Annotated in this window: 17 protein-coding genes; 10 read left to right on the top strand and 7 right to left on the bottom strand. The window is 43.9% G+C overall.

Going from position 1 to position 23,247, the window contains the following annotated elements:
• Position 1 precedes the first annotated feature (1 nt).
• Together BN8908_RS02555 and BN8908_RS02550 are read right to left on the bottom strand one after the other, a co-directional pair.
• Positions 2 to 556 (bottom strand): cob(I)yrinic acid a,c-diamide adenosyltransferase, encoded by a 555-nt coding sequence (locus BN8908_RS02555; RefSeq protein ID WP_021987366.1) that lies wholly within the window; start codon positions 554 to 556, stop codon positions 2 to 4.
• Between the two features lie 129 nt (positions 557 to 685).
• Positions 686 to 1,258 carry a hypothetical protein gene (locus BN8908_RS02550; protein ID WP_068688829.1) on the bottom strand — a complete coding sequence of 191 codons (573 nt, stop codon included), beginning with the start codon at positions 1,256 to 1,258 and terminating at the stop codon, positions 686 to 688.
• Between the two features lie 158 nt (positions 1,259 to 1,416).
• On the opposite strand from BN8908_RS02550, the gene recG reads away from it, so the two are divergent.
• The gene (recG, locus tag BN8908_RS02545) at positions 1,417 to 3,516 is read left to right on the top strand and encodes an ATP-dependent DNA helicase RecG (RefSeq protein ID WP_068688828.1); all 2,100 of its coding nucleotides are present in this window, start codon (positions 1,417 to 1,419) and stop codon (positions 3,514 to 3,516) included.
• Between the two features lie 151 nt (positions 3,517 to 3,667).
• Here recG and aspA read toward each other — a convergent pair whose 3' ends face one another.
• From aspA to BN8908_RS02525, 4 genes are all read right to left on the bottom strand, one after another.
• The gene (gene aspA, locus BN8908_RS02540; RefSeq protein ID WP_021987369.1) at positions 3,668 to 5,080 is read right to left on the bottom strand and encodes an aspartate ammonia-lyase; all 1,413 of its coding nucleotides are present in this window, start codon (positions 5,078 to 5,080) and stop codon (positions 3,668 to 3,670) included.
• 294 nt (positions 5,081 to 5,374) lie between these two features.
• Positions 5,375 to 5,860, bottom strand: coding sequence for a DUF4494 domain-containing protein (locus tag BN8908_RS02535; RefSeq protein ID WP_021987370.1), 486 nt, complete (start codon positions 5,858 to 5,860; stop codon positions 5,375 to 5,377).
• A gap of 77 nt (positions 5,861 to 5,937) precedes the next feature.
• Positions 5,938 to 7,074, bottom strand: coding sequence for an acyltransferase (locus BN8908_RS02530; RefSeq protein ID WP_068692057.1), 1,137 nt, complete (start codon positions 7,072 to 7,074; stop codon positions 5,938 to 5,940).
• A gap of 179 nt (positions 7,075 to 7,253) precedes the next feature.
• Positions 7,254 to 8,456 (bottom strand): hypothetical protein, encoded by a 1,203-nt coding sequence (locus BN8908_RS02525; RefSeq protein ID WP_068688821.1) that lies wholly within the window; start codon positions 8,454 to 8,456, stop codon positions 7,254 to 7,256.
• Between the two features lie 252 nt (positions 8,457 to 8,708).
• On the opposite strand from BN8908_RS02525, the gene BN8908_RS02520 reads away from it, so the two are divergent.
• Positions 8,709 to 10,106, top strand: coding sequence for an MFS transporter (locus BN8908_RS02520; RefSeq protein WP_068688819.1), 1,398 nt, complete (start codon positions 8,709 to 8,711; stop codon positions 10,104 to 10,106).
• Positions 10,107 to 10,294: 188 nt separating this feature from the next.
• The gene (locus BN8908_RS02515) at positions 10,295 to 10,936 is read left to right on the top strand and encodes a flavodoxin family protein (protein ID WP_021987374.1); all 642 of its coding nucleotides are present in this window, start codon (positions 10,295 to 10,297) and stop codon (positions 10,934 to 10,936) included.
• Between the two features lie 28 nt (positions 10,937 to 10,964).
• On the opposite strand, the gene BN8908_RS02510 is transcribed toward BN8908_RS02515, so the two are convergent.
• Entirely contained in the window at positions 10,965 to 13,109 is a 2,145-nt protein-coding gene (locus tag BN8908_RS02510) for a KamA family radical SAM protein (RefSeq protein ID WP_068688817.1), read from the bottom strand.
• Between the two features lie 562 nt (positions 13,110 to 13,671).
• Between BN8908_RS02510 and BN8908_RS02505 the strand changes: the two genes are divergently transcribed.
• Genes BN8908_RS02505 through BN8908_RS02475 form a run of 7 tightly spaced genes read left to right on the top strand, consistent with a single transcriptional unit; the run spans position 13,672 to position 23,242 of the window.
• Positions 13,672 to 14,841: a PP2C family protein-serine/threonine phosphatase gene (locus tag BN8908_RS02505; protein ID WP_021986917.1), complete on the top strand. Its 1,170-nt coding sequence runs from the start codon at positions 13,672 to 13,674 to the stop codon at positions 14,839 to 14,841.
• 15 nt (positions 14,842 to 14,856) lie between these two features.
• On the top strand, positions 14,857 to 15,171 hold the full coding sequence (locus BN8908_RS02500) for an STAS domain-containing protein (RefSeq protein ID WP_021986918.1): 315 nt from the start codon (positions 14,857 to 14,859) through the stop codon (positions 15,169 to 15,171).
• Between the two features lie 13 nt (positions 15,172 to 15,184).
• Positions 15,185 to 15,589, top strand: a complete 405-nt coding sequence (locus tag BN8908_RS02495; RefSeq protein ID WP_068688810.1) for an ATP-binding protein — start codon at positions 15,185 to 15,187, stop codon at positions 15,587 to 15,589.
• 13 nt (positions 15,590 to 15,602) lie between these two features.
• Positions 15,603 to 17,201, top strand: coding sequence for a hypothetical protein (locus BN8908_RS02490; RefSeq protein WP_068692053.1), 1,599 nt, complete (start codon positions 15,603 to 15,605; stop codon positions 17,199 to 17,201).
• Positions 17,198 to 20,020 carry an ATP-binding protein gene (locus BN8908_RS02485; protein ID WP_068688808.1) on the top strand — a complete coding sequence of 941 codons (2,823 nt, stop codon included), beginning with the start codon at positions 17,198 to 17,200 and terminating at the stop codon, positions 20,018 to 20,020. Before BN8908_RS02490 ends, BN8908_RS02485 begins: the two co-directional genes overlap by 4 nt.
• Positions 20,021 to 20,045: 25 nt before the next feature.
• On the top strand, positions 20,046 to 20,882 hold the full coding sequence (locus tag BN8908_RS02480; protein WP_068688806.1) for a sensor histidine kinase: 837 nt from the start codon (positions 20,046 to 20,048) through the stop codon (positions 20,880 to 20,882).
• The gene (locus BN8908_RS02475) at positions 20,879 to 23,242 is read left to right on the top strand and encodes a TonB-dependent receptor plug domain-containing protein (protein WP_068688804.1); all 2,364 of its coding nucleotides are present in this window, start codon (positions 20,879 to 20,881) and stop codon (positions 23,240 to 23,242) included. Before BN8908_RS02480 ends, BN8908_RS02475 begins: the two co-directional genes overlap by 4 nt.
• Positions 23,243 to 23,247: the final 5 nt, after the last annotated feature.

Raw genomic sequence — 23,247 nt, 5'->3', positions numbered from 1 at the left:
CTTACTGATGACGGGGAGTCCAGTTTATTTCTCTGACTCCCCGGTCATTTGCGACCTTACGCGACAATACGAACAAATAATCGGAAAGCCGGTTGATATATTTTATCACCGCATCGTCTACCTCAAATTCCCGGTTCATATCGAGAATCCGCCTTTCCACCCGACGGCAAACCGTGCGGGCAATGTGACAAAAGGAAACGGCCTGATCTCCGCCCGGTAAGACAAAACTTTTCAAAGGCGGTAATTGCGCATCCATCCTGTCCATAGCCTTTTCCAACACAGAGATATCCTCTTCTGTCACCCCCAGACGAATCTTCAAGCCTTCGACACTGGTATCTGTAGCCAGATTACCACCGACATCGAACAATATGGTCTGAATCGTTACCAATTCGGATAGTTCCTGTTCTTCCAACGGAAAAGAACGGATCATTCCGATATACGTATTCAGCTCATCTACGCTACCATAGGCTTCAAGCCGTGCACTGTTTTTAGGTACCCGTGTACCTCCGATCAGGGACGTCATCCCTTTATCGCCTGTTTTGGTATATATTTTCATCTTTAATTTTATAAAAGTATTTTACGTTTGGTTTATCCTACACAAGTTGTAACGAACAAATGTCCCGCATTGTTTTTTGTTTGCTCTATGTTTTCGCTGAACCGACACATCCCTTTCAAACCCCTGTCTCTATATGATCAAATTATACCGTCCCTTTTGCAGCTTCTCATCAAAAAACAGTAATCCGTACCACATCATATCCACCGATACCGTCGCTTTTCCTCTCCATTGCTGCCATAAGCGGGCATTAAAACTGTTCTTATATATATCTGTTATTACGATACACTTTTGCCGGACCGTAGCTGTCGGCAGAAAATCGATCACCACATCCTGTAACACGGTCCGGGCATCCTTACCGATATAAATAAAACCGGCCTCCCGCATAAAACGGGGTTGATTGGCCTCCTTCCGGGCTGCACTACCGGAAAGATAAGCAAGTATATCCCCGGAATGAGCACTGAAACACAAAACATAATCCACGTTTAAGAAACAAACCAACCGGCAAATAAGGCGGTAAAGCTTCCGTTGCTTCAGCCGGATTTTCCGGTTATGCTCTGCCTGTTCCGGATAATTGAACTTTTTCTCCTTATCCCGGATTACATTCAGTATCAAATTGAACATAAAAGGAGAATGTACTCCGAATCCTCTCTTATGCCGGAACCGAACCGCATGTTTAATACGCTCTCTCAAATACGAATACATAAAACCGAATCATTTTTCAATACAAAAAAATTGTATGAACGAAAATAAGATATATTCCGCCGAAAGGAAAATAAAACACCGTTTTTTTCAGCATTCTTTTTTCCACCTCCGAAAAACATTATAACTTTGAAACTATTGTAACCAGCAGAAGAGAAACATTGGAAATATCGGGTCTGAACATAAAATACCTCTCGGGTGTCGGAGATAAAAAAGCTGCGATATTACACGAAGAACTAGGGATTGAGAGCTACGAAGATATGTTATATCATATCCCTTACCGGTATATCGACCGTTCCCGGATCTATACAATCTCCGAATTGAATCCTCAGCTTCCTTATATACAGATCAAGGCATACATCCGTGATCTGAAACCGGTGGGGGCCGGTAAAGCCGCCCGGATGGTTGCAACAGCCTATGACGATACCGGCGAGTTGGAACTGGTATGGTTCAACGGCTTCAAATACCTGGCCAGCCAGATAGACGCCCAAAAAGAATACCTGATTTTCGGACAGCCTTCTTCCTTCAACCGGAAGCTGAACATTGTACATCCGGAAATCAATCCTTTTGAAAAAACATCCCCGTTGCTGGTCGGATTTCAAGCCGTCTATCCCACTACGGAGAAAATGAAAAAGGCTTTTCTGAATTCAAAAGCAATCGGTAAAATTCAGGAATCGATTTTCAAAAGTATCAACGGTAAAATTCCGGAAACCCTTCCGGCCTGGTTTCTCACAAAATACAAACTGATTTATCTGCACGAAGCCCTTTTCAACATTCATTTTCCGACCTCCCCGGAAATGTTGCAGAAAGCCATCTTCAGACTGAAATTCGAAGAGTTGTTCTACATACAACTCAATATTCTGAAAATGAAATACAAAAGGAAAACCGTTTTCAAAGGTTGTCCTTTTACCTCCGTCGGGGCGTATTTCAACAACTTCTATAACCGTTATCTTCCTTTCCCCCTCACTGATGCACAAAAACGGGTGATCCGGGAGATACGGCAGGACTGCGGCAGCGGTAAACAAATGAACCGCCTGTTGCAAGGGGATGTCGGTAGCGGTAAAACATTGGTCGCCGTCATGTGCATGCTTATCGCACTGGACAACCATTACCAAACTTGCCTGATGGCCCCCACAGAAATTCTGGCCAACCAACATTTCGACACCGTCAGCCAGATGTTAAAGGACCTGGGTATCACAGTAGCCTTACTGACAGGTTCAACAAAGAAAAAAGAACGGACCGAAATACTACAGCGACTGGCAGCAGGAAACCTGCAAATCATTATCGGAACTCATGCTTTACTGGAAGATGTCGTCGCTTTCAATAACGTAGGACTGGTTATCATCGACGAACAACACCGCTTCGGTGTCGCCCAAAGAGCCAAACTGTGGCATAAAAACAACATTCCGCCGCATGTGCTGGTCATGACTGCTACCCCCATTCCCCGTACACTGGCCATGACCCTATACGGGGATTTGGATGTATCGGTAATCGATGAATTACCTCCGGGACGTAAACCGATCACCACCTTACACGCTTATGAAAACAAATACAAAGAAGTATTTAAATTCATCGAACAGGAGTTACAAAAAGGCCGTCAGGCCTACATCGTATATCCCCTGATTTCCGAATCCGAAAAAATAGACTTTCACAATCTGGAAGAAGGATACGATAAAGTAAATGAATATTTTCTACCCCGAGGCTACTCCTGCAGTATGGTACACGGTAAAATGAAAGCCGTCGACAAAGACGAAGAAATGCGACGTTTTGTAAACGGCGAAACTCAGATACTGGTAGCGACAACGGTCATTGAAGTCGGAGTCAACGTACCGAATGCTTCCATTATGGTCATTGAAAGCGCCGAACGCTTCGGACTTTCCCAATTACATCAGCTAAGAGGACGTGTCGGACGGGGAGCCGAACAATCCTACTGCATTTTGATGACTTCTTATAAAATATCGAACGATTCCCGCAAAAGAATAGAAACCATGACCTCGACAAACGACGGATTCGAAATTGCCGAAGCGGATTTAAAACTCCGGGGGCCGGGAGACATCGAAGGTACACAACAAAGCGGACTTACCTGCAACCTGAAAGTAGCCAACCTGGGAAAAGACGCTCTTATCCTGAACGAAGCCTGCCGGGTTGCAGGAAGTATACTCGAAAACGATCCCGATTTAATCAAAGAAGAAAACGCCGTCTTTGCCTCCCAAATCAAACGCCTTTTCAAAACCAAAATCAACTGGCGGTTTATCAGCTAAATAAAATTGCCCTATCGTTACACAATTCATGCAACTCATAGGGCAATTCTATTAAAAAAGAAATTCCGGTTATTCGGCTCTCTGTATAATGACTCCCGGTATCCGAAAAAGATCATTAAAACAAAAAAACGAACATGCTCCGTTCTAATATTTATTTTTTCCGGTAAAATTTATGCGGTTTTATCATCAGTTCCGGTTTCAGCAATTCATCCAATTCTTCTTTCGTCAACAGCTTTTCTTCCAACACCAGATCATAAACACTTCTGTTTTCTTTTAATGCCCGTTTGGCAATACGGGATGAATTTTCATACCCCAAAGTCGGATTCAAAGCCGTTACGATACCGATGCTGTTCAATACCATTTCACGACAACGGTCAGCATTTGCCGTAATACCGTCTACACACAACACTCTCAACCGTTCCATACCTTTTTGCAACATCTTGATCGAACCGAATAAAGCATGTACAATAATCGGTTCCATCACATTCAATTGCAACTGCCCGGCTTCTGCTGCAAAAGTAACCGTCAGATCATTACCGATAATACGATAGCATATCTGATTCACTACTTCCGGAATAACCGGATTCACTTTTCCCGGCATAATAGAAGATCCCGGCTGCATCGGCGGCAGATTAATTTCATTCAAGCCGCAACGCGGACCGCTGGACAATAAGCGCAAATCGTTACAAATCTTAGACAATTTGACAGCCATACGCTTCAATGCCGAAGAATACATGACGGTAGAACCGGTATCGGGAGTCGCTTCAATCAGATTGGAAGCCAACACGAATTCGTGTCCGCTGATAATCCGCAGATTCTTGATGCACTTCTGGGAATATTCGGGCTCGGAATTGATTCCCGTGCCGATAGCTGTAGCTCCCATATTCACCTCCAAAAACAACTTAGCCATCTGATTCAGGCGGTCGATTTCTTCTTCCAGATTAGCGGCAAAAGCCTCAAATTCCTGTCCCAAAGTCATAGGCACAGCATCCTGCAATTGAGTACGACCCATTTTCAGAATATCTTTAAACTCCTCTCCTTTTTTCCGGAAAGCCTGAATCATCAAACGCAATTCAGCTACCAATTCCTCATTCATAAAAATAAAGGCCAATTTGAAAGAAGTCGGGAACGCATCGTTCGTAGATTGTGATAAATTCACATGGTTGTTGGGATGGCAATATTGATATTCGCCTTTTTTATGCCCCAGAATTTCCAAGGCCCGGTTAGCCACCACCTCATTGATATTCATATTGGTAGACGTACCGGCACCGCCTTGTACCAGATCCACCGGAAACTGATCGTGAAAACGACCGTCAATAATCTCCTCGCAAGCCTCGGTTATGGCTTTGGCAATATCTTCCGGAAGCAATCCCAATTCCAGATTAGCTTTGGCAGCAGCCCATTTCACCATAGCCAAAGCTTTCACATAATTGGGATAATCACCGATTGTAATACCACTGATATTTGCAAAATTCTCAATGCCTCTTAACGTCTGTATTCCGTAATACGCTTCTGCCGGAACTTCTTTTTCGCCCAGCAAATCATGCTCCATACGTGTTTTCATGATATTTTCTTTTATTAGTTTTTGTATGTTATTATTCAGTTACTTCCAAACTGTTATTTTTATTCTCTCCAAAAGAAAGATATCTTAAAAATATAACAATCTCTCCTTTGAGGACGTCAAAGTTAACAAAGAAAAACAGATTAACCCAAACTTTTCAGGAAAGAAATAGATGTTTGATTTTCACGCAATAGAAGGTTTCTCAAACGTTTACGAAGAATTAAAAAATATTTAACAAAAGGACTCCCCGCAGGAAGTCCTTTTTAACCTCATTTATTTGAAATTTTTCCGGAACATTTATTCCTCTTCCAGAGGTTTCAGGTTTTCCGGAATATGCTCCTCGTCATCTGAGAAATAAGGAAAAACATCCATAAACTGTGTATCGGCGATCGCTCCGATTTCATAAGGCACTACAAATGTGGAAAGGGCTTTTTCCAGATTTTCCAATGCTTTGTTTATATTGGCTGCCGCAATCAGATAGTACTGCGAACTCGATTTTTCTTTGCCGCTTACCTCATCGGCATCGATAATCGCTACTTTGGCCTTATACCAACGGTCGTCGTTCTCATCTTCCGATTCCACTAATTCCGTAATATTGGATTTTTTCAATCCGGTTATGTAATAATCGCCTTTGATAACCGATTCCATTTCATGCATAATCCGACTTTCTGCCTCCGTATACGACATGGCATCCAACAGATAAGCCTCGGTCACTTTTTTCTCTCTTCCGTCTTCGTTGACCTTCATATACTTCACTTTCGCTTCAAACCAATTTGCTGTCATAATTTTTTACTTTTCCACATTTAATATATATTCAACATATCTTTATCCCTGTATAAACACAGAGACTTACAAATCATTTACATAACGAGCCGGCGGGTCCACGAAAACGCCTTCATTCCCCATACAAGCAACCAACTGATACCAAAAGCCAGACAAGCCATCCCCAATATACGGACAATCACAGGAAGTCCGCTGACCGTTCCCAGGAGATCATAAGCCACCTGTACAAATACAAAATGGCACAGATAAATTCCGAATGTCAGAGAAGCCAGACGGGACAACCAGGCTGCAGAAGGCACATTCAGCTTTTGTACAATAACAAATACGGGAAATGTCATCATAAACACATTGATCCCGGAAAAATACCAGATGATCTCAAGATTTGCATAACTACCCGGAAAATATTTCTGGGTCAATACAAAGCCCAGTGACGTAACGGTATAACCGATAAGGAACATCGGTAGCGTAATGCCTAACGTACGTTTCCAACTCCAGGTAAGCGGATATTTCACCAGATAGTATGCCAATACCAAATAGCCCACAAATCCGGACATATAGTAAAACATTCCGTAAATATTCCAGTCACACTCTCCCAGTAATCCCATATTACCGTAATTTCCGGTATATCCCAGCAAAGGAGCAGCCATCTTCACATACGGAAGTACCAGCGATATTCCCCAAATCCGCAGAAACAACCGGATATCCTTTTGTTTGGCATGCTCCATCCAGGTATTGAGGATCGGAATAATAAAATACAGACCGATCAACATATACAAATACCATAGCGGAGTCGTATCATAAGTAAAATTGAAAATAAAAGTATATAATTTCGTCAATGTCGCACCCATCGTAAAATTCTCCGGAGCAATAGAAGGGCTTACCGAAGATACCATGAAATTCAAATACACATAATACAAAAGCGGGAGCATCACTGACCAGAAAATAAGCGGTACGACAATCCTGCCGATACGTTTCCGGTAGAATTCTCTCATTTCCAAACGCACAGGAAACAATAACACCCCACTCATCATAACAAACAAAGGCACGCAAGCCCGCACAAAGCTACCTGTAAAAGCTCCGGTCAGAAAAGAAGTACGATCGTTATCAAACTGACCGACAAAAGGATCGCAACAATGAGACAATACGACTAAAAAACAAGCAATAATACGCAACAGGTCTACCCAACCTATATTTTCTCTTTTCTGAAATTCCATCATGTCGTTTTATTATTATATAGTAACGGATAACCGTTTTTTTCATCCGGCTCTCCGCTTTCTTTTTCATAGAGCAGAGTTTGCACAAATTGTGCAAAATTCGGCGCAAAGGTAATGGATTCCCTCAAAAAACGACAAGAAACAAAAGTATTATCCTGAAAAAAATAACAACCGGTAAATTACAATCGTTTATAGATATCTTCGATAATCCGGGTGGCTTCTCCGTACAATTTCTGTATTTCCACTTCGTTCAATCCGTTCTCTTCCCAAGCCGGAACGTGAGGCAGGAAAAGATCGAATATCTTATTCTCGGCTCCCTGTAACTGTTGCATATACCCATTCCCCGTTTCATTCCAAAGTAAACGCCAATGCAGGTATTTTTGTCCGTTTCCCCGGTGAATCGGGTAAACCTTATCCTTCAAACGGGAAGCATAAAAACAAAGCGGCGCTGTCTTCATCTCATCATTATAAACAGCAAGGGAGGGCTGATTTTCTCCCATCTTCACCCATAACGGCAACACCACCGCTGTCGGAGGATAACCGAGAGCCGTCCACAAGGTCGTAAGTTCCGGATCATTTCCCGGCCTTACTCCCTGTATTACGATAGCAGCAGTCGACTCGCTACGCGGAATCATATCCTGCTCCACAAACCAACCGCTCGCCCGGTTCGGACTCTGTGCCTCGTCTTTCAAATCTATACCCAGGCGGCTGTTATAAAATGAACGGGAAGCTTCCTGCAGGATGCGTTGCGGAGTATATCCCTTCTGCTGCATTTTCAGAAAAACGGAAGTCGCATTATCAAAACGGATGTACCCCAGACCTTCGTCTTTTCGTCCCTCAAAAGAAAAATTAGTATAAATCAGATAACCGTTCGGCGCTAAAGACTCGTCATTCACATCTTTTTTAAAATAACAATCGTTCCCGGTTTCAAAGTAAGCGGCTCCGCCATAAGCATCGATCACACCGAAATTAGCCTCGACACGCATCGGTCGTTCAAGAGTATCCAGGAAATGCTCAAAATCCCGGACAGTCCTGCACACGCTCAACGCTTTACGCATCAATGCCCCCTCGTGATCCATCTCTTTTATCTCATCGTTCTTCAAATTAAAAGAAGCCGTATTCATAATACAGAAACCCGCCTCGTTACTTCCGGTCCAGACATCCCCGGAAACTCCGTCACTATTTACCAAACCCAAAAACCGATAACCGCCGTCATTGAAAAAAGCCATATGATTGAACGGCGTCTCCGTATCCCGGTGCTTCCACATCAGAGGCCGCCCGTCAGGAGTCACCCTACCCGAAATAATAACAGACGTACATGCCTCAACATCCTGCATGAAGAGACAAAAAGCAACTGTAATAAATACAATCCGTGTTTTCATAGGTTTCCTCTTATTTACAATTTTCACTCCTGCACAAAACAATACGCTAAAATAAAGGATTTTACCGATGCCCGGGCTAAATATCCGTTTATTTTTTTCAAATAAAAACAGAAATTAAAAAGATCAGGCATTAAAAATAGAAAATGTTAACGTTATTTTATCTTTTCCGAACGAAATTTATACCGAAAGTATCCTTAATACAGGAACATCCGATCGGTGATTTTACTATTTTTGTCACCAGAAAACAATCAAATGAGCAGCGGTACTATATCTATTCAGAACGAACCCGACGGATTACCGTTTCCACGCAGGATATGGGCAGTCATAGCCGCTTCGCTGGCTCTGGTGATGTCGGTGCTCGATGCCAATATCGTGAATATCGTACTTCCGACTCTTTCGAGAGAGTTCGGCACAACGCCTTCCCTTACCATCTGGGTCATGAATGCCTATCAGTTAGCCATTACGATCTCCCTGTTGTCATTTTCTTCTTTAGGAGATATCTACGGTTACCGGAAAGTATTTCTTTCCGGGGTAGCGGTGTTCTGCGTAACTTCGCTCGTGTGTGCACTTTCCACCTCTTTCTGGATGCTGACCATTGCCCGGGTATTGCAAGGCTTCGGAGCTGCGGCTATCACCAGTGTGAATACCGCCCAGTTACGTACGATCTATCCCCGGCAATATCTCGGCCGGGGTATGGGAATCAACGCCATGGTCGTAGCCGTGTCCGCCGTAGCCGGTCCTTCAGTAGCCAGTGCCATACTTTCGCTGGGGAGCTGGCACTGGCTGTTTGCTATCAACATACCGTTAGGACTGGCAGCACTGTGGATGGGTCTGAAATTTCTTCCCAAAAACGAACAGCGCCAAAACCGGAAATTCGACAAGATCAGTGCTATTGCCAATGCCTTCACTTTCGGATTACTGATCTATTCCATGGAAGGATTCGCCCACCATGAAAGTACCGATATGCTTTTGCTGCAACTGGCCTTGCTCGCAGTGGTCGGTACCTATTACATCCGGCGGCAATTCCGGCAGGAAGCTCCGCTTCTCCCCGTCGATTTACTGAAAATTCCGATATTTTCTCTCTCTGTGGTCACCTCCATTTGTTCTTTCACGGCACAAATGCTGGCACTGGTATCCCTGCCCTTCTTCCTCCAGAACATACTGGGACGGACAGAAGTCGCCACCGGGCTATTGCTCACTCCCTGGCCCGTCGCCACCCTGATTACGGCTCCGCTGGCAGGCTATCTGGTCGAAAAAATACATGCCGGGCTATTGGGTTGCCTCGGGATGCTGATATTCGGCTGTGGCCTATACCTGCTTTCCACGTTGACATCTCCTACCGACGGAGCGATCATTTGGCGAATGGCTGTTTGCGGAATCGGTTTCGGACTGTTCCAAACGCCCAATAACAGCACCATTATGTCGTCTGCACCTATCAAGCGCAGCGGAGGAGCAAGCGGAATGATCGGCACAGCCCGGTTGCTGGGCCAAACATCCGGAGCAACTCTTGTCGCTTTGTTATTCAATCTGATTCCCCAGGGACAGAGTATTTCATCCTGTCTGTTGTTGGGAGCCGGATTCGCCGCCGTTGCAGCTATCGTCAGTTGTTTTCGCCTGTCACAGCAAATGCCGCTAAAGCGCAGACTTTAATTGTAAATTTTAATGCGATCTCAGACCGCCAGACAATCTTCCGTTTTAAATGCTACAATTAAGGAAAAAGTCCATCTTAAAAACCCATCGTCCTCCGTTTCTAATATTGCAGACGGAAGCCGGTTCCTCCCTTGTATCCTTTTGAATAAAAATTCTAACTTTGCCGGTGCAAATCAAAATAAGAAAACATGAAAATCGTCGCTTTTAACGGAAGTCCGCGTAAAGGAGGAAACACCGAGCAATTGATCGAAGAAGTATTCAAACCCATCCGAAAAGCCGGTATAGAAACGGAACTCATACAATTAGGCGGACAGCCATTGCGGGGATGCACTTCCTGTTATGCCTGTTTTAAAACAAAAGACGGCCAATGTGCCGTTAAAACCGACAACATGAATACATACATCCGAAAAGCACAGGAAGCCGACGGGATCATCCTGGCCTCTCCGACTTACTATGGAAGCGTAAGTGCAGAAATGAAAGCTTTTATGGACCGTTTAGGCCTGACAACCATCGGACAAGGCCGTACCCTGACACACAAAGTCGGGGCAGCGGTAATCAGTGTCCGCAGAGGCGGTGCCGTAACCGTATTCGATGAACTGAACCGCTTTATGCTGGGCAGCGGTATGATTGTCCCGGGCTCGACCTACTGGAATTTCGGCATAGGAGAAATGCCCGGAGATATACACAACGATACCGAAGGCTTAAACAACATGAAAGACCTCGGTATACAAATCGCCTGGCTGATGGAAGCCGTACAGAACGCCAAAGCCCGCTATAAGAATAATGACCGTCGTAACAGTTACAGCCGCTACACCTCTACGGAAATATAATTCCGATTACCGGAAAATATTCCGCAGCCTACAGGCATCCAGGAAATTTAAAATTCATCAGTTCTTTTGTTATTCCGCTCTCCTGTCGCGGATAGCGGAATATATCTGCAATCGTTTCGGTTTTTCCCTGATTATAATACCATACGGAACCGTAATTTTCCGCCCGTTCTCCCATACACTCCAATTGACGCAAATAATCGGCGACCGACTTACTTTCTGTGATATATACGCCTTCCAACCCGGCAACGACAGGACTATGAAAACGTCCGTTATCAAAGGTAAAATACAACACCCTCCGGCCATCCGGCAAAACAGCAACGGTGGTAAATGTCATACTCTTACCTATTCCCGGTAAATTCATTACATTACGATCCGTAGCTACAAAAGGAAGCCGGCAGGAGTCCAGCAACCAACCCAGATCATTCACGATATTTTCCGGAGACTGTGCAATTTTTCGAAGCATATCGGTTACTTCTGCGGTCAACTGTCCGTAAATTTTCTCTTCCTGCATTTCCTGCATAAGCCGGCAATTCGGAACGGCAAGTGCCCGGTTTTCAGCAAATCCCTTTACCGAAAAAGTATAATAGGACAGAATACCGGCCCGGTTAAGCATTCGCCTCAATGCTGCGCTATGCCCCCGTCTGGAAGTAGCAACGGTAAATACCTGCTGATTGGTAATCATCCAACCGGCCTCCTGTATCTTCCTTAAAGCTGTCAGCACTTCAAGTGTTATTTCGAGAGGCGACTCAAAATGAGTTTGAATGATAAACTGTTTAATGCCGATCTGTTTTGCTTTATCCCGGAAATCCCTCAATAAAGCAACCAGTTCATCGTCAATACGGTAAGGAAGATAGGCCGGCATTCGGGACCCTAAACGTACCCGTTGAATTACCGCATATTTCTGCCCCTCGGGACGATGTACGTTGGCCTCTTTTTTCCTCTGCGCCATCCCCAATATAGCATCCAGAATCTTTTTTAAAGTTACATTGGTACTCATCAAAGCATCTCCTCCGGTAACCAAAATATCCCGCAACTGCGAATCATTCTCAAAATAAGCCATCAACAGACACAAACGATCATTCCAATCTTCACGGGGCGCCAGTTTCTCCAGATCGAAATTAAGCCTTCCTTGCTGAAAGCCATACATCCGCTGACATACGGCACATAAACCTCCACAGGCACGCCCCTTGGAATCCGGAATGAAAATAGCCACCTCCGGATAACGACGGTGAATGCTATGATTATTGGGAAGCAACCAACCGGCCGCATTCGGTTCTCCCGGCCGCACATCGTCCTCTTTTTCCCAGGCCCGTATTTGTCCGAATTCTTTCACTAATTCTGCCGAATAAAGGATATAGCTTCGGATAGCGGCATCATCATATCCGAAAGGTCTGATACTTAACAAAGACAAATAATAAGGAGTTACAAAAAAAGGAATTCCTTTCCGTTCCGCCGTATGAAGAATACGCATTGTCTGATGAGAAAGGGTCATGCCCATAAAGTAATTCAGTTCATCGGCACTGCGAATAGCCATTGTCAACTGAAATTGATAATCAAACCACCAAGCCCGCACCTGCCTCTGTTTATCGGTCAAGCTCATTCCATCCTCAAAACGATAGCGGGAATTCATTTTCTTCCGGCCCTCTATTTTCTTTATCAGTAATTGTTGAATAAAATTCCGGTTACCGTTCCGTTCGTAAAATATATTCTTATCAATTCCGTTCGGCCAGTGATCACGTTCGTTTTCTGCTTGTACAGCAGAACGGACCATATAATTCGTTGCATGCAATTGCTCAAACAAATAATACCAATCAAGCATAAAATCAAGTTTGATTTCCGTATCTTCCTTACGCAACGTTTGCCAAAGCAACCCGACCGATTCAAATTTAATCTCATCATTTGAAGCAAAATCCCGGACAGATATCCCCTCCAGCTCCAACATCCGGTTTATACGCCGGGCAGCGGAATGCAAAGGCAATACTTTCATCGTCTGATTCTTTGTTAACGCTCTCCTACGGCTTCGGGATAACTGAAGAATATACATGCGAAGCAATCGCTTGAACTGTTCCAGTGTATCACTTCTGAGTGCCATCTGAACAATTTCGGGAAATTTATCCTTATAAACTTCCACCAAACGCGATACTGTAAAATAAAGCAGACTTTTTTTCTTCATATTCCTCCTTCTGATTTTTGGCTACAATGAAGAAACTCTCCTTCTGAAACGAGCAGATTTTCAATAACCGGATTCAATACATACAAGCAACATAATACAAGCTACCGAGAGAGATATCATTTATACGAAGATACTGATACCGTAGACCCGGGGAAATCCCCGGACACGACTCCCATGGAAGGGAAAAAGCAGAAAATCACTACAATATGCCGTGGTATTTACAAATATAAGAAAAGAATGAATCAAAAAGAAACTATTTTACATTATTCTTCCATTCCGGTCTTTTTTTACAACATATCAGTACCTTAACAACAATATCAAATCGCCGGCAAAGAGGAGTAAATCGCAAAAATAAATTTAAATCCGAATATTCTCAATCCGATCTTTTATCGTGTTTTACAAGCGAACAAAACTTCGGAACACTATTTTAAAAATCAATACACCCCATACAGAAGAATATTCCGTCCATTCAAAACATTAAATTACAGAAGAGTCCGAAACACTCTATTTTTGTTCGTGTCAAATTTTACATAATCAAAAGATTACACCAACAAATACAAATATGGCAACAAAAATATTAAGCGTGGATGATGAATCAGACCTAGAAATATTGCTTTCCCAATATTTCAGACGGCAAATCCGGAAAGGTGAATATGAATTTACGTTCGCTCACAACGGGCTGGAAGCTTTACAAAAGCTTTTGGAAACCCCGGATTTCGATATTATCCTAAGTGATATCAATATGCCGGAAATGGATGGACTCACATTATTGGCAAAGATCAATGAACTGAAAAACCCGGCTATGAAATGTATCATGGTTTCCGCTTACGGTGATATGGAAAACATTCGCTCCGCTATGAACAAAGGAGCTTTCGATTTTGCAACGAAACCGATAGATCTGGAAGATTTATCCCACACCATAGAGAAAGCCATCGAACAAGTACGCTATATCCGGGAATCCCAGCAAGAACACAGCCAACTGGAATCCATCAGAAACGATCTTGCCATTGCCGGAGAAATCCAGCAAACCATCCTTCCCCGTTTGTTTCCCCCTTTCCCGGAACTGGCAGAATATGTAGATATTTACGCATCCATGACGCCTGCCAGGGATGTCGGCGGCGATTTCTACGATTTTTTCCGGATAGACGACGAAAATATCGGTCTGGTGATTGCAGATGTATCGGGAAAAGGCGTACCTGCCGCTCTGTTTATGGCCGTTAGCCGGACACTGCTCCGGGCTACCGCCTTACGGGGAGTCCCTTCATCCGAATGTCTGACGTACGCTAACAAACTGCTTTGCAAGGAAAGTCTGGACTCCATGTTTGTAACCGTTTTCTATGGAATATACAATTACAAAACCGGAATCATGGACTACACCAATGCCGGACATAACCCACCCTACATTCTGCGGCAAAACCACCATATCGAAACGTTACCGCTCACACCCAACTTCATCGTCGGAGTCTTCGACGATATCTCGTTCGAAAACGGTATGCTGAAACTGGAAACAGGCGATACGCTGCTCATGTATACAGACGGGGTAACGGAGGCCTTCAACGAAGAACGGGAGCAGTTTTCCGAAAACAGGCTGCAAAATGCACTGAAGACCCTGCCGGAAAATCCCCAAACGAAGGATGTCGTCACAGAAATCCTCCGGCAAGTAAAAAATTTTTCAGGCAACTATCCCCAATCGGACGATATTACCTTGCTTTCTCTCCAACGGACGGAATAATAATATCAATTTAATATGAACAACATGAAAAATCAAAAAATTCATCAAGTCGGGCCGGTCTTAGACTCGATGACCAGTAATGACGAACAAACAGCTATTGTCGCATTGATAGAAAAAGGACATTCCATCGCCTTGGACTTATCCCATTGCACCTACGTATCCAGTGCCGGACTACGTGTTATGCTTTATGCTTATAAGATGGCAAAAGCCAAAGGTCAGGAAATCTGTCTCGCAGGAGTGTCCCAAGAAATAAAAGATGTCATGCGAATGACCGGTTTTGACAAATTTTTCCATTTCTATGGAAGTATTGACGAATTATCGAAATTTTAAAATCAACTGAACGATGACCGAACTTCAGTTTCACCCGATTCATGGAAGGCTCGAAGAAATTCTGACCTCATTGATGCATACCCGTGAAGTTGCGGCCCATCCTTCACTGGCCTATACAATCCGGTTAGTCAGTGAAGAAATTATCGCCAATATCATCAAGTATGCCTATTCTCAGAATTCGGAAGCTTATCTATCCCTGTATCTCTGTGATGACAACGGAGCCATCTCCATAGAATTCAGGGACGGCGGCATCCCTTTCAATCCGCTGGACAAAGCCGAACCGGATATTTCCCTACCTCCGGAACAACGGGAAATCGGAGGCTTAGGTATTTTTCTGGTGCGGGAAATGATGGATGATGTAACTTACATCTATCAGGACAGAGAAAACCGGTTGAGAATTACCAAAAAATATGCATAACCGACATTCAATTATGACAAAATCAAGTGTAAATAAATTCCGTTGGATTTCGGTTTCGTTTTGTATACTCCTGGTAGCCTGTTTCGTCTTATTCCAGACATACCGGCAATCGGAACGGGATATAAAACGGTTCATCCATGAATTGGAGGAACTGCGGAACAAAGAAAAACAATCCCAACTGATACAGCGTGTCAGTAAACAAATGGAAGAAATAGCCTATCAACAAAAGGAGATTTCTGAAAAGAGAAGGCAAGAAGCCGTCATACAAACCCATAAAGCCAACCGAATGCAGCTTCAAGCGGAAACGGAACGCGAAAAAGCACTGACGGCCCAAATAGAAACAGAAAAAGCTTACCGGTTAGCAGACAAACAGAAAAAATTAGCAATAGAGAAACAACAACAGGCTGAACACTCCAAAAAAATTGCCGACACCCTGGCTTTTCTGGCTTTGGGACGTTCTTTGGGATCGCTGTCCGGTACACAATACCTATCCGGCAATAAGGAACTGGCTGCATTACTGGCCTATGCCGCCTGGAAATTTACACGAAAATATGACGGAGATATTTACCAACCGGCTATTTTCAACGCTTTATCCCGATCCTGTAAACAAAACCTTTTGTGGGCCGAGCATAAGGAAGCCATTACAGAAATACTCCCGATAGGTCAGCCGCCAAGAGATGCTGAATCGGGGAACGACTCTTTGAAGGGTATCCTCACCCTCAGCAAATATGGAGAAATCGCACATTGGGACTATAACAGCAACCGGATATCCTCCGTAAAATTCCTGATTGCCGACCCAAATTACGATTTCCGTTCAGCACAAATACACCCCTCTTTATCGGTCTATGCCCTGTCATTTAACGGGTATATCGTCTCGGTTACAACCCCTCCCAAGGTATATCCTTTACCTGTGGGGCAATATAAGAAATTAATTTACCCGGATTCCGGACAATTCATAATCGTTGCAGCCGACAAGCTGTATTCTTTCAATTGCACAAACCAGAATATACAAACATGTTATACTCCGGATTGTTCCATTTCTTATGCCGGAAAATCCGGAAACCGCCTTTATGTTTTCTTAAACGACGGAAAGATTGCGATATGCTCACCGGACGGAAACTTTATAAAATATACTTCATTCCGCTTGGAAGGATATACCGTTACCGCCTTCTGTCCCCTACCCGGCGGAGCATTCGTTGCCGGTTGCCGGAACGGTATTATTCTCCTCTGTGACAAAGAAGGAGCTATCATCCGGAAACTTATCGGCCACCAAGCCACCGTCACCGCTATTTGCCGGCAAGAAGACAAACTCTTCTCAGGCAGTTATGACAACACACTACGCTTGTGGAATCTTCAGAATGAAAAAATCGAATCTGCCGTCATCCAAACCAATCCGAACTGGATCTGTTCCCTTTATTTATGCCCGGACGGGAAATACATTTTCATGGGAGACGAAAAAGGCATACTGCAAAAAATCCCCATTTCCCCCGATCACATGGCTGCTGCTATCAGACAAGAACTACAAAGGGATTTTACCCGCGAAGAGTGGGACTATTACATCGGTAATCAGATACCATTTGAATCTTACAGCCTAAAGACATCCTTCCCATGAAAAAGACAATCTTACTGCTGATATTGTTCCATACCATCCATGCCCGTGCCTATGAAGGCGTTCCGTTCTTCACGAACTATCCGTCCTCGGTCTACCGGGCCAACAATCAAAACTTCGATGTCCTTTGCGACAGTTGCGGAAATGTGTATATCGCAAACTTCGAAGGGATACTTCATTACGATTACTGCCGCTGGAACATTCTTTATATGCCCGGATTTTCACGGGTCACCCATCTGTACCGCAGCAGTCAGGGCACGATATGGGCGGGGGGATACAACGTATTCGGACGAATCAACTACGATAAACGCGGATGTCCCGTATTCAAAGTCATCGCCTCCGATCTTGACGAACCGTTTATCGGGGAATTGGAAAATATCACAGAAACCGAAGGACATATCTATTTGAAAATGACATCGGGACAAATCTATACCGTTCAAGCAGACTCTCTGCTTCCTTTAATCTGTCACCCCTCCGAAAAATCGAATAAAAACGTCCCGAAAAATCCTGAAATAAACCAAATTCTTTCCCTGCCCAACAAATGGCAGGTACAAGCCACTGTAAATCATGGTCTGGTTGTCACCGACCTGACGGGTCAACCCCTTTTTTCGTTAAACGAAAAAAACGGTTTATGCAGCAATACCGTTTCCCGCATAGCCACCGATATGCAGGGTAACCTTTGGGGAGTCACCGATAACGGAGTATTCCGAGTGTCTCTCCCCTCTGTTTTCAGTCATTACACCCCCCATGAAGGCCTAAAGGGAGAAGTCATATCCCTCGTCAGGTATAAAGGCACACTATACGCCGGAACCCTACAAGGACTTTATTTCCTGGAAAACAATACATTCAGTCCTGTAAAAGGGATTACTCAAGCCTGCTGGGAGCTTTGCATATCACCACAAGAAAAATTGTATGCAGCTACCAGTGACGGCGTATTTCTCATCCGTGATCCGAATAAAATCCACAAAACATCCCAAGCCAGTGCTTTCTCACTTGCATTTACCGGAAACACGCAATTCCTGATAGGCAGTATCGATGGAATCTACTGGCAAAATTCAATAAACCACCCCGCAAAAAAAATTTCCCAAGTGGAAAAAGCCATTCGTCTGAAAGTACAAAACGACGGTTCAATACTGGCAAAAACAATCTACGGTGAAATCTATGTGCATAGCAACAAAACGTCTTCCTTCGTCCGTCTGCCACGTAAAGCCGATGAGATAATGACGGCCTATACAGACCGAAGCGGCCGCCACTGGCGAACAGATATAAGAGGTAAAAAACTACAGGTAGATTCAGCTTCAATAGGAAACAACCGGTTAAACCGCTATTTAAAAGCCCTTCAAAATCATGTTATCCGGGTTATTTATACCGAAGACGAACGGGCGGCATGGCTGGGGGGTGATTTCGGATTGATCCGTATCGATTTACACGAAATCAAATCCCACGCTTTGGAAAAACCGTCTGTATTTATCCGCGAAATTCGTCTGAATCAAGACTCGGTATACAGAGGAGGATTCTTTCAGGAATATGTTCAAAAAAACAACCGTATGTCCGAAGAAATTCCCCGCTTTGAAAACCGTTTCCACAACATCCGCTTCTCATTTGCAACCCATGCCGCCGGTCTGGGCGAACCCAACCAATACAGATACCAATTGAACGGATATGACACCGAATGGAGTTTATGGAACAGTTTGACCGCAAAAGAATACACGAACCTATCGCCAGGCACTTACACATTCCGGGTACAAACCCGGGATATGTACGGCAACGAAAGTGAAACAAAAGAATTCCGGTTTACTTTACTCCCCCCGCTTTATCTGAAATGGTACAGTCTGCTTTTCTACCTGTTGGCTTTGGCCGGCCTGTTATTTCTAGTATTCAAATGGAGGATGCATAAATTATTGAAAGAAAAAGAGAAATTGGAAAATATCGTCAATCAACGTACCCTTCTATTGATGAAACAAAAAGACGAAATAGAAGAGAAATCCATGAAACTGGAAGAAACACTGACAGAACTGGGAAAAGCTCAGGAAGGACTGGTACGCCAGGAAAAAATGGCAACGGTCGGAAAGCTGACGAAAGGATTGATAGACCGTATCCTGAATCCGCTGAATTATATCAATAACTTTTCCCACCTGACAGCCGGCTTATTGCAGGACCTCTATAAAAATCTGGAAGATATGGGAGAATACCTGAAAGAAGATATTTACGCAGATTCTCTGGATATCCTGAACATGATGGAAAAAAACCTGGGAAAAATAGAAGAGCACGGAAGCAACACCACCCGTATCCTGAAAGCGATGGAAGAGATTCTGAAAGATCGCAACAAACAGATGGAAAAAATGGATTTGGTTGCCTTATACCGGAAAAATATAGAATTACTAGGTAAATATTATGAAAAAGAAACCGAACGGATACCTATTTCAATCGATATCCGCTTACCCGGAGAACCGCTATTCATCGACGGAAATGCCGAACTACTGAGTAAAACGCTGATGAGCCTATTGAACAACGGTATGTATGCCATCATAAAAAAATACAATAAAAAAGAGTATTCTCCGGAAATCCGCCTGGAATTGAAAAGCGAAAACGGACAGGCCGTCACCCGAATATATGACACCGGTATCGGCATCGAACCAAGCATTCTGGACAAAATTTTCGATCCTTTCTTTACGACAAAAACAACCGGAGAAGCAGCAGGGACCGGACTATATCTCAGCAAAGAAATCATACTAAACCACCGCGGACAAATATCGGTACGTTCGGAAAAAAACGAATACACCGAATTCACAATCACACTGCCTCTTCGAAAAGAACAATAAGAAATCAGGATAAAAACAAAAAAATATGGAAATAAATAATTCAAAAGAAAAAAGGATCCGGGAACTGGAAGGCCAAATCAAGGAACAGGAAAAATTGGCCTCATTAGGAATGTTAAGTGCCGGCATCGCTCATGAAATACAAAATCCGTTGAATTTTGTCATTAATTTCAGTAAAATATCCGGTCAACAGCTATCCGATTTAAGCGGCATCATCGACGAAAACAGCAGGCACATACCGGCAGACGACCGTCAAGATATAAAAGATATCCTGACCGGTCTGCAAGAAAACATGAAAAAAATCATGGAGCACGGCAATCGTGCAACCGGCATCATCCGCGGTATTTTACTCTATTCCAGAGGGAAAGAAGGTGAATTCATTCTCTCTCGGGTACAACAACTGACGAAAGAATACGTTTGGCTTGCCTATCACGCAATGCGGGCTAATTACAAAAATTTCAACATAGCCATCCGTGAAAACTACGCCGAAGATATTCCTCCCGTTAAGTTGATCCCACAGGATTTCAGCCGTGCCATACTGAACGTCATGAACAATGCCTGTTATGCCGTATGGAAAAGACAGCAAAATTCTCCGGAGGCATATTCGCCCGAAATCAATGTCACCCTGGAAAAGCAAGGCGACCGATTTATCCTGTCCATCCGGGACAACGGCGAAGGCATGAACGAAGACGTAAAACAACGTATTTTCGATTCGTTCTTTACAACCAAACCGGCCGGTCAAGGCACAGGACTTGGTATGGCTATCGTACGTGATATTATCGAAAACAAACACCACGGAAAAATACAATTCGATTCGATACCGAATGAATACACCTGTTTCCAATTCATTATACCCATTATATGAAACAGACATTGCTCTATATTCTGTCGGTCTTGCTCTCTCTGCAATTAGCGGCACAAAGTACAGACAGTGCCCGGGACTCGTTTTCGAAAGCTGAAATGTGCTACAAAACCGGAAAAATAGAGGAAGCCCTTCGCCTGCTGGAAGAAAACCTACCGGCTTATAAAGATGCCATGCATACAGGAGCCTACCGTCTGACTGCATTGTGCTTATTGGCTTTGGACCGGTTTCAGGAAGCCGACCGCTATGTGACGCTATTATTGAAAGATGAACCCTATTATTACATTTCTTTACAGGATCCGGAGCGTTTTGCAGATATGATCAAAAAACACAGGGAAACCAAAATGACCCTGGTTACAGCATCACAGCAGGTAGAAACTCCGGAAGAAGCGCCTGTTCCCGTCATTCTGATCACGGAAGATATGATAAAAGCAATCGGTGCCGAATGCCTGCAAGACGTACTGATTGCCTACGTACCCGGAATATCCGGATTGGCTTCCAACGAAGAGATGAACATCGCTATGCGGGGAGTCTATTCTTCGGGACAAGAAAATATACTCATCATGCAGGACGGACAACGGTTAAACAGCTACATCACAAATGCCATTTCACCGGATTACAGCATCAGTATGGCAAAAATCAAGCAAATCGAAGTACTCCGCGGACCGGCTTCCTCTCTTTACGGGAGTGTGGCTCTGACAGCAGTCATCAATATCGTCACCAAAAACGGTATGGACATCCGCAACGGTTCCATATCCGTCGGAGCCGGAAGTTACGGCCGGTTGACTGCCGATCTGCTGTTAGGGCGGCACGATATGCAGATGGATTTTATAACCTGGTTTTCTTTGTACCGGGCAACAGGAGAACCCGTCTTTATTCCCGCTAAAAAACAATATGCCCTCTATCCAAAAGACGGGAGCATCCGGCTGGACTGCTACTCCAACTTTCCGGCTATGGATGGAGGCTTTAAGTTACAACGGGGAAATTTTTTGTTGAGTTTCAGCATGAGCTATGCCAAGAAAAGACAACCTTACAGCATGTGGCTGTTTGCATCTCCCTATTCATACGACAAATTCCGCACATTCGACGGCTCCGGTCCCGGCTATTCAAGGTTATCGGCCAGAGAACAGGCCGTTTACAAACGGACATGGCAAAATCTGACCTTCAGCACCTCTTTCTATACAGACTGGAATAAAAATGTCAGATACGAAACCGTCGGAGACACTCTACACGACTATCCCATTTTCCCGGAACACGGTACCGATACTATTTTTCCGGAACACGGACCATTTCAATATATCCGTTGGCAGGACTTTAACATCGGTTTTAACAGCCGGGTAAATTACAACTACGACTGGAGTAAATATGGAAAAGGGAACCTGCTCGGAGGTGCAGAATGGAATCGGTATACCCTATACGACTCCGAGTATCTGGAAGGGATGAATTTCAACGAAATTTTCCGGATCTGGACAAACAAACGACTTTATATCGGAAACGAAATGAATATAAATATGTTTCTCCAGCTCAAACACAATCTGAATAAAAACTGGATTGTAAACGCCGGTGTCCGGTACGACTATAAAAAGCGGAAAAACGGAAAAATCCTGCAAGCGCTTTCTCCACGCTTATCCCTTATTTACATAAGAAATAATCTGAACCTGAAATGCAGTTATTCCAGATCATTTGTCGACGCACCCTACTATTACAGAAATAACGACATGGATACCTACTCGGGAGGTGAAAATCTGAAAGCCGAATATCTGAGTTCTTATCAACTGACCTTTGCTTATCGTCACCAACCGTTTCACGCCGATATAGAATGTAATTTTTTCTACAACCGGGCCTCTCATTTTCTGTTTACGCAGCCCGAAACCCGTGTTTACGAAAACGCCGGCTCACTGGATATGGGAGGTATCGAAATCGTCACCCGTTATAAAACCGGAAGAATAGATGCTAATGCCCATTTCTGTTACCAGAAAGTATTGAAGTATGCCTATTTTTTCGTCACAGACGGTTATGTGAATAATGTACCCGACTTTTCTGCCAATGCCGTAGCCGGATATTTTTGGATAAAAGAACAAAAGCAAACCTTTTCTACCTATCTGAATTTTCATTACAGCAACGGTTGTTATACCCAGGTCAGCGTTCTGGAGAACGGGATCAACGAAAAAGCAGTCAACCATACACTCCACCTGTCCGGCTACGCCGTTTTTTCCGCTACGGCCCGCTACAAATACAAAAATCTGGAAGGAAGTATCAACATCAACAATTTTCTCAATCATAAATACGAATACGGAGGAGCGATGCTCCCTATCCGACAAAAAAGCCGCTGGATATCCGGCAAAATAATGTATAATTTTTAAATCAC

The sequence above is a fragment of the Culturomica massiliensis genome, assembly GCF_900091655.1.
Taxonomy (GTDB): Bacteria; Bacteroidota; Bacteroidia; order Bacteroidales; family Marinifilaceae; genus Culturomica; species Culturomica massiliensis.
Note: the sequence above shows the minus strand (reverse complement) of the source record. Positions and strands in the feature narration are given on the sequence as shown.

Excerpts from the sequence above, each read along its gene's own strand:
- BN8908_RS02500 (WP_021986918.1), top strand. The coding sequence starts at position 14,857 with ATGAACAACATGAAAAATCAAAAAATTCATCAAGTCGGGCCGGTCTTA.
- BN8908_RS02505 (WP_021986917.1), top strand. The coding sequence starts at position 13,672 with ATGGCAACAAAAATATTAAGCGTGGATGATGAATCAGACCTAGAAATA.
- BN8908_RS02520 (WP_068688819.1), top strand. The coding sequence starts at position 8,709 with ATGAGCAGCGGTACTATATCTATTCAGAACGAACCCGACGGATTACCG.
- BN8908_RS02510 (WP_068688817.1), bottom strand. The coding sequence starts at position 13,109 with ATGAAGAAAAAAAGTCTGCTTTATTTTACAGTATCGCGTTTGGTGGAA.
- BN8908_RS02495 (WP_068688810.1), top strand. The coding sequence starts at position 15,185 with ATGACCGAACTTCAGTTTCACCCGATTCATGGAAGGCTCGAAGAAATT.
- BN8908_RS02485 (WP_068688808.1), top strand. The coding sequence starts at position 17,198 with ATGAAAAAGACAATCTTACTGCTGATATTGTTCCATACCATCCATGCC.
- BN8908_RS02550 (WP_068688829.1), bottom strand. The coding sequence starts at position 1,258 with ATGTATTCGTATTTGAGAGAGCGTATTAAACATGCGGTTCGGTTCCGG.
- BN8908_RS02535 (WP_021987370.1), bottom strand. The coding sequence starts at position 5,860 with ATGACAGCAAATTGGTTTGAAGCGAAAGTGAAGTATATGAAGGTCAAC.
- BN8908_RS02515 (WP_021987374.1), top strand. The coding sequence starts at position 10,295 with ATGAAAATCGTCGCTTTTAACGGAAGTCCGCGTAAAGGAGGAAACACC.
- BN8908_RS02490 (WP_068692053.1), top strand. The coding sequence starts at position 15,603 with ATGACAAAATCAAGTGTAAATAAATTCCGTTGGATTTCGGTTTCGTTT.
- BN8908_RS02480 (WP_068688806.1), top strand. The coding sequence starts at position 20,046 with ATGGAAATAAATAATTCAAAAGAAAAAAGGATCCGGGAACTGGAAGGC.
- BN8908_RS02525 (WP_068688821.1), bottom strand. The coding sequence starts at position 8,456 with ATGAAAACACGGATTGTATTTATTACAGTTGCTTTTTGTCTCTTCATG.
- BN8908_RS02475 (WP_068688804.1), top strand. The coding sequence starts at position 20,879 with ATGAAACAGACATTGCTCTATATTCTGTCGGTCTTGCTCTCTCTGCAA.
- aspA (WP_021987369.1), bottom strand. The coding sequence starts at position 5,080 with ATGAAAACACGTATGGAGCATGATTTGCTGGGCGAAAAAGAAGTTCCG.
- BN8908_RS02555 (WP_021987366.1), bottom strand. The coding sequence starts at position 556 with ATGAAAATATATACCAAAACAGGCGATAAAGGGATGACGTCCCTGATC.
- BN8908_RS02530 (WP_068692057.1), bottom strand. The coding sequence starts at position 7,074 with ATGGAATTTCAGAAAAGAGAAAATATAGGTTGGGTAGACCTGTTGCGT.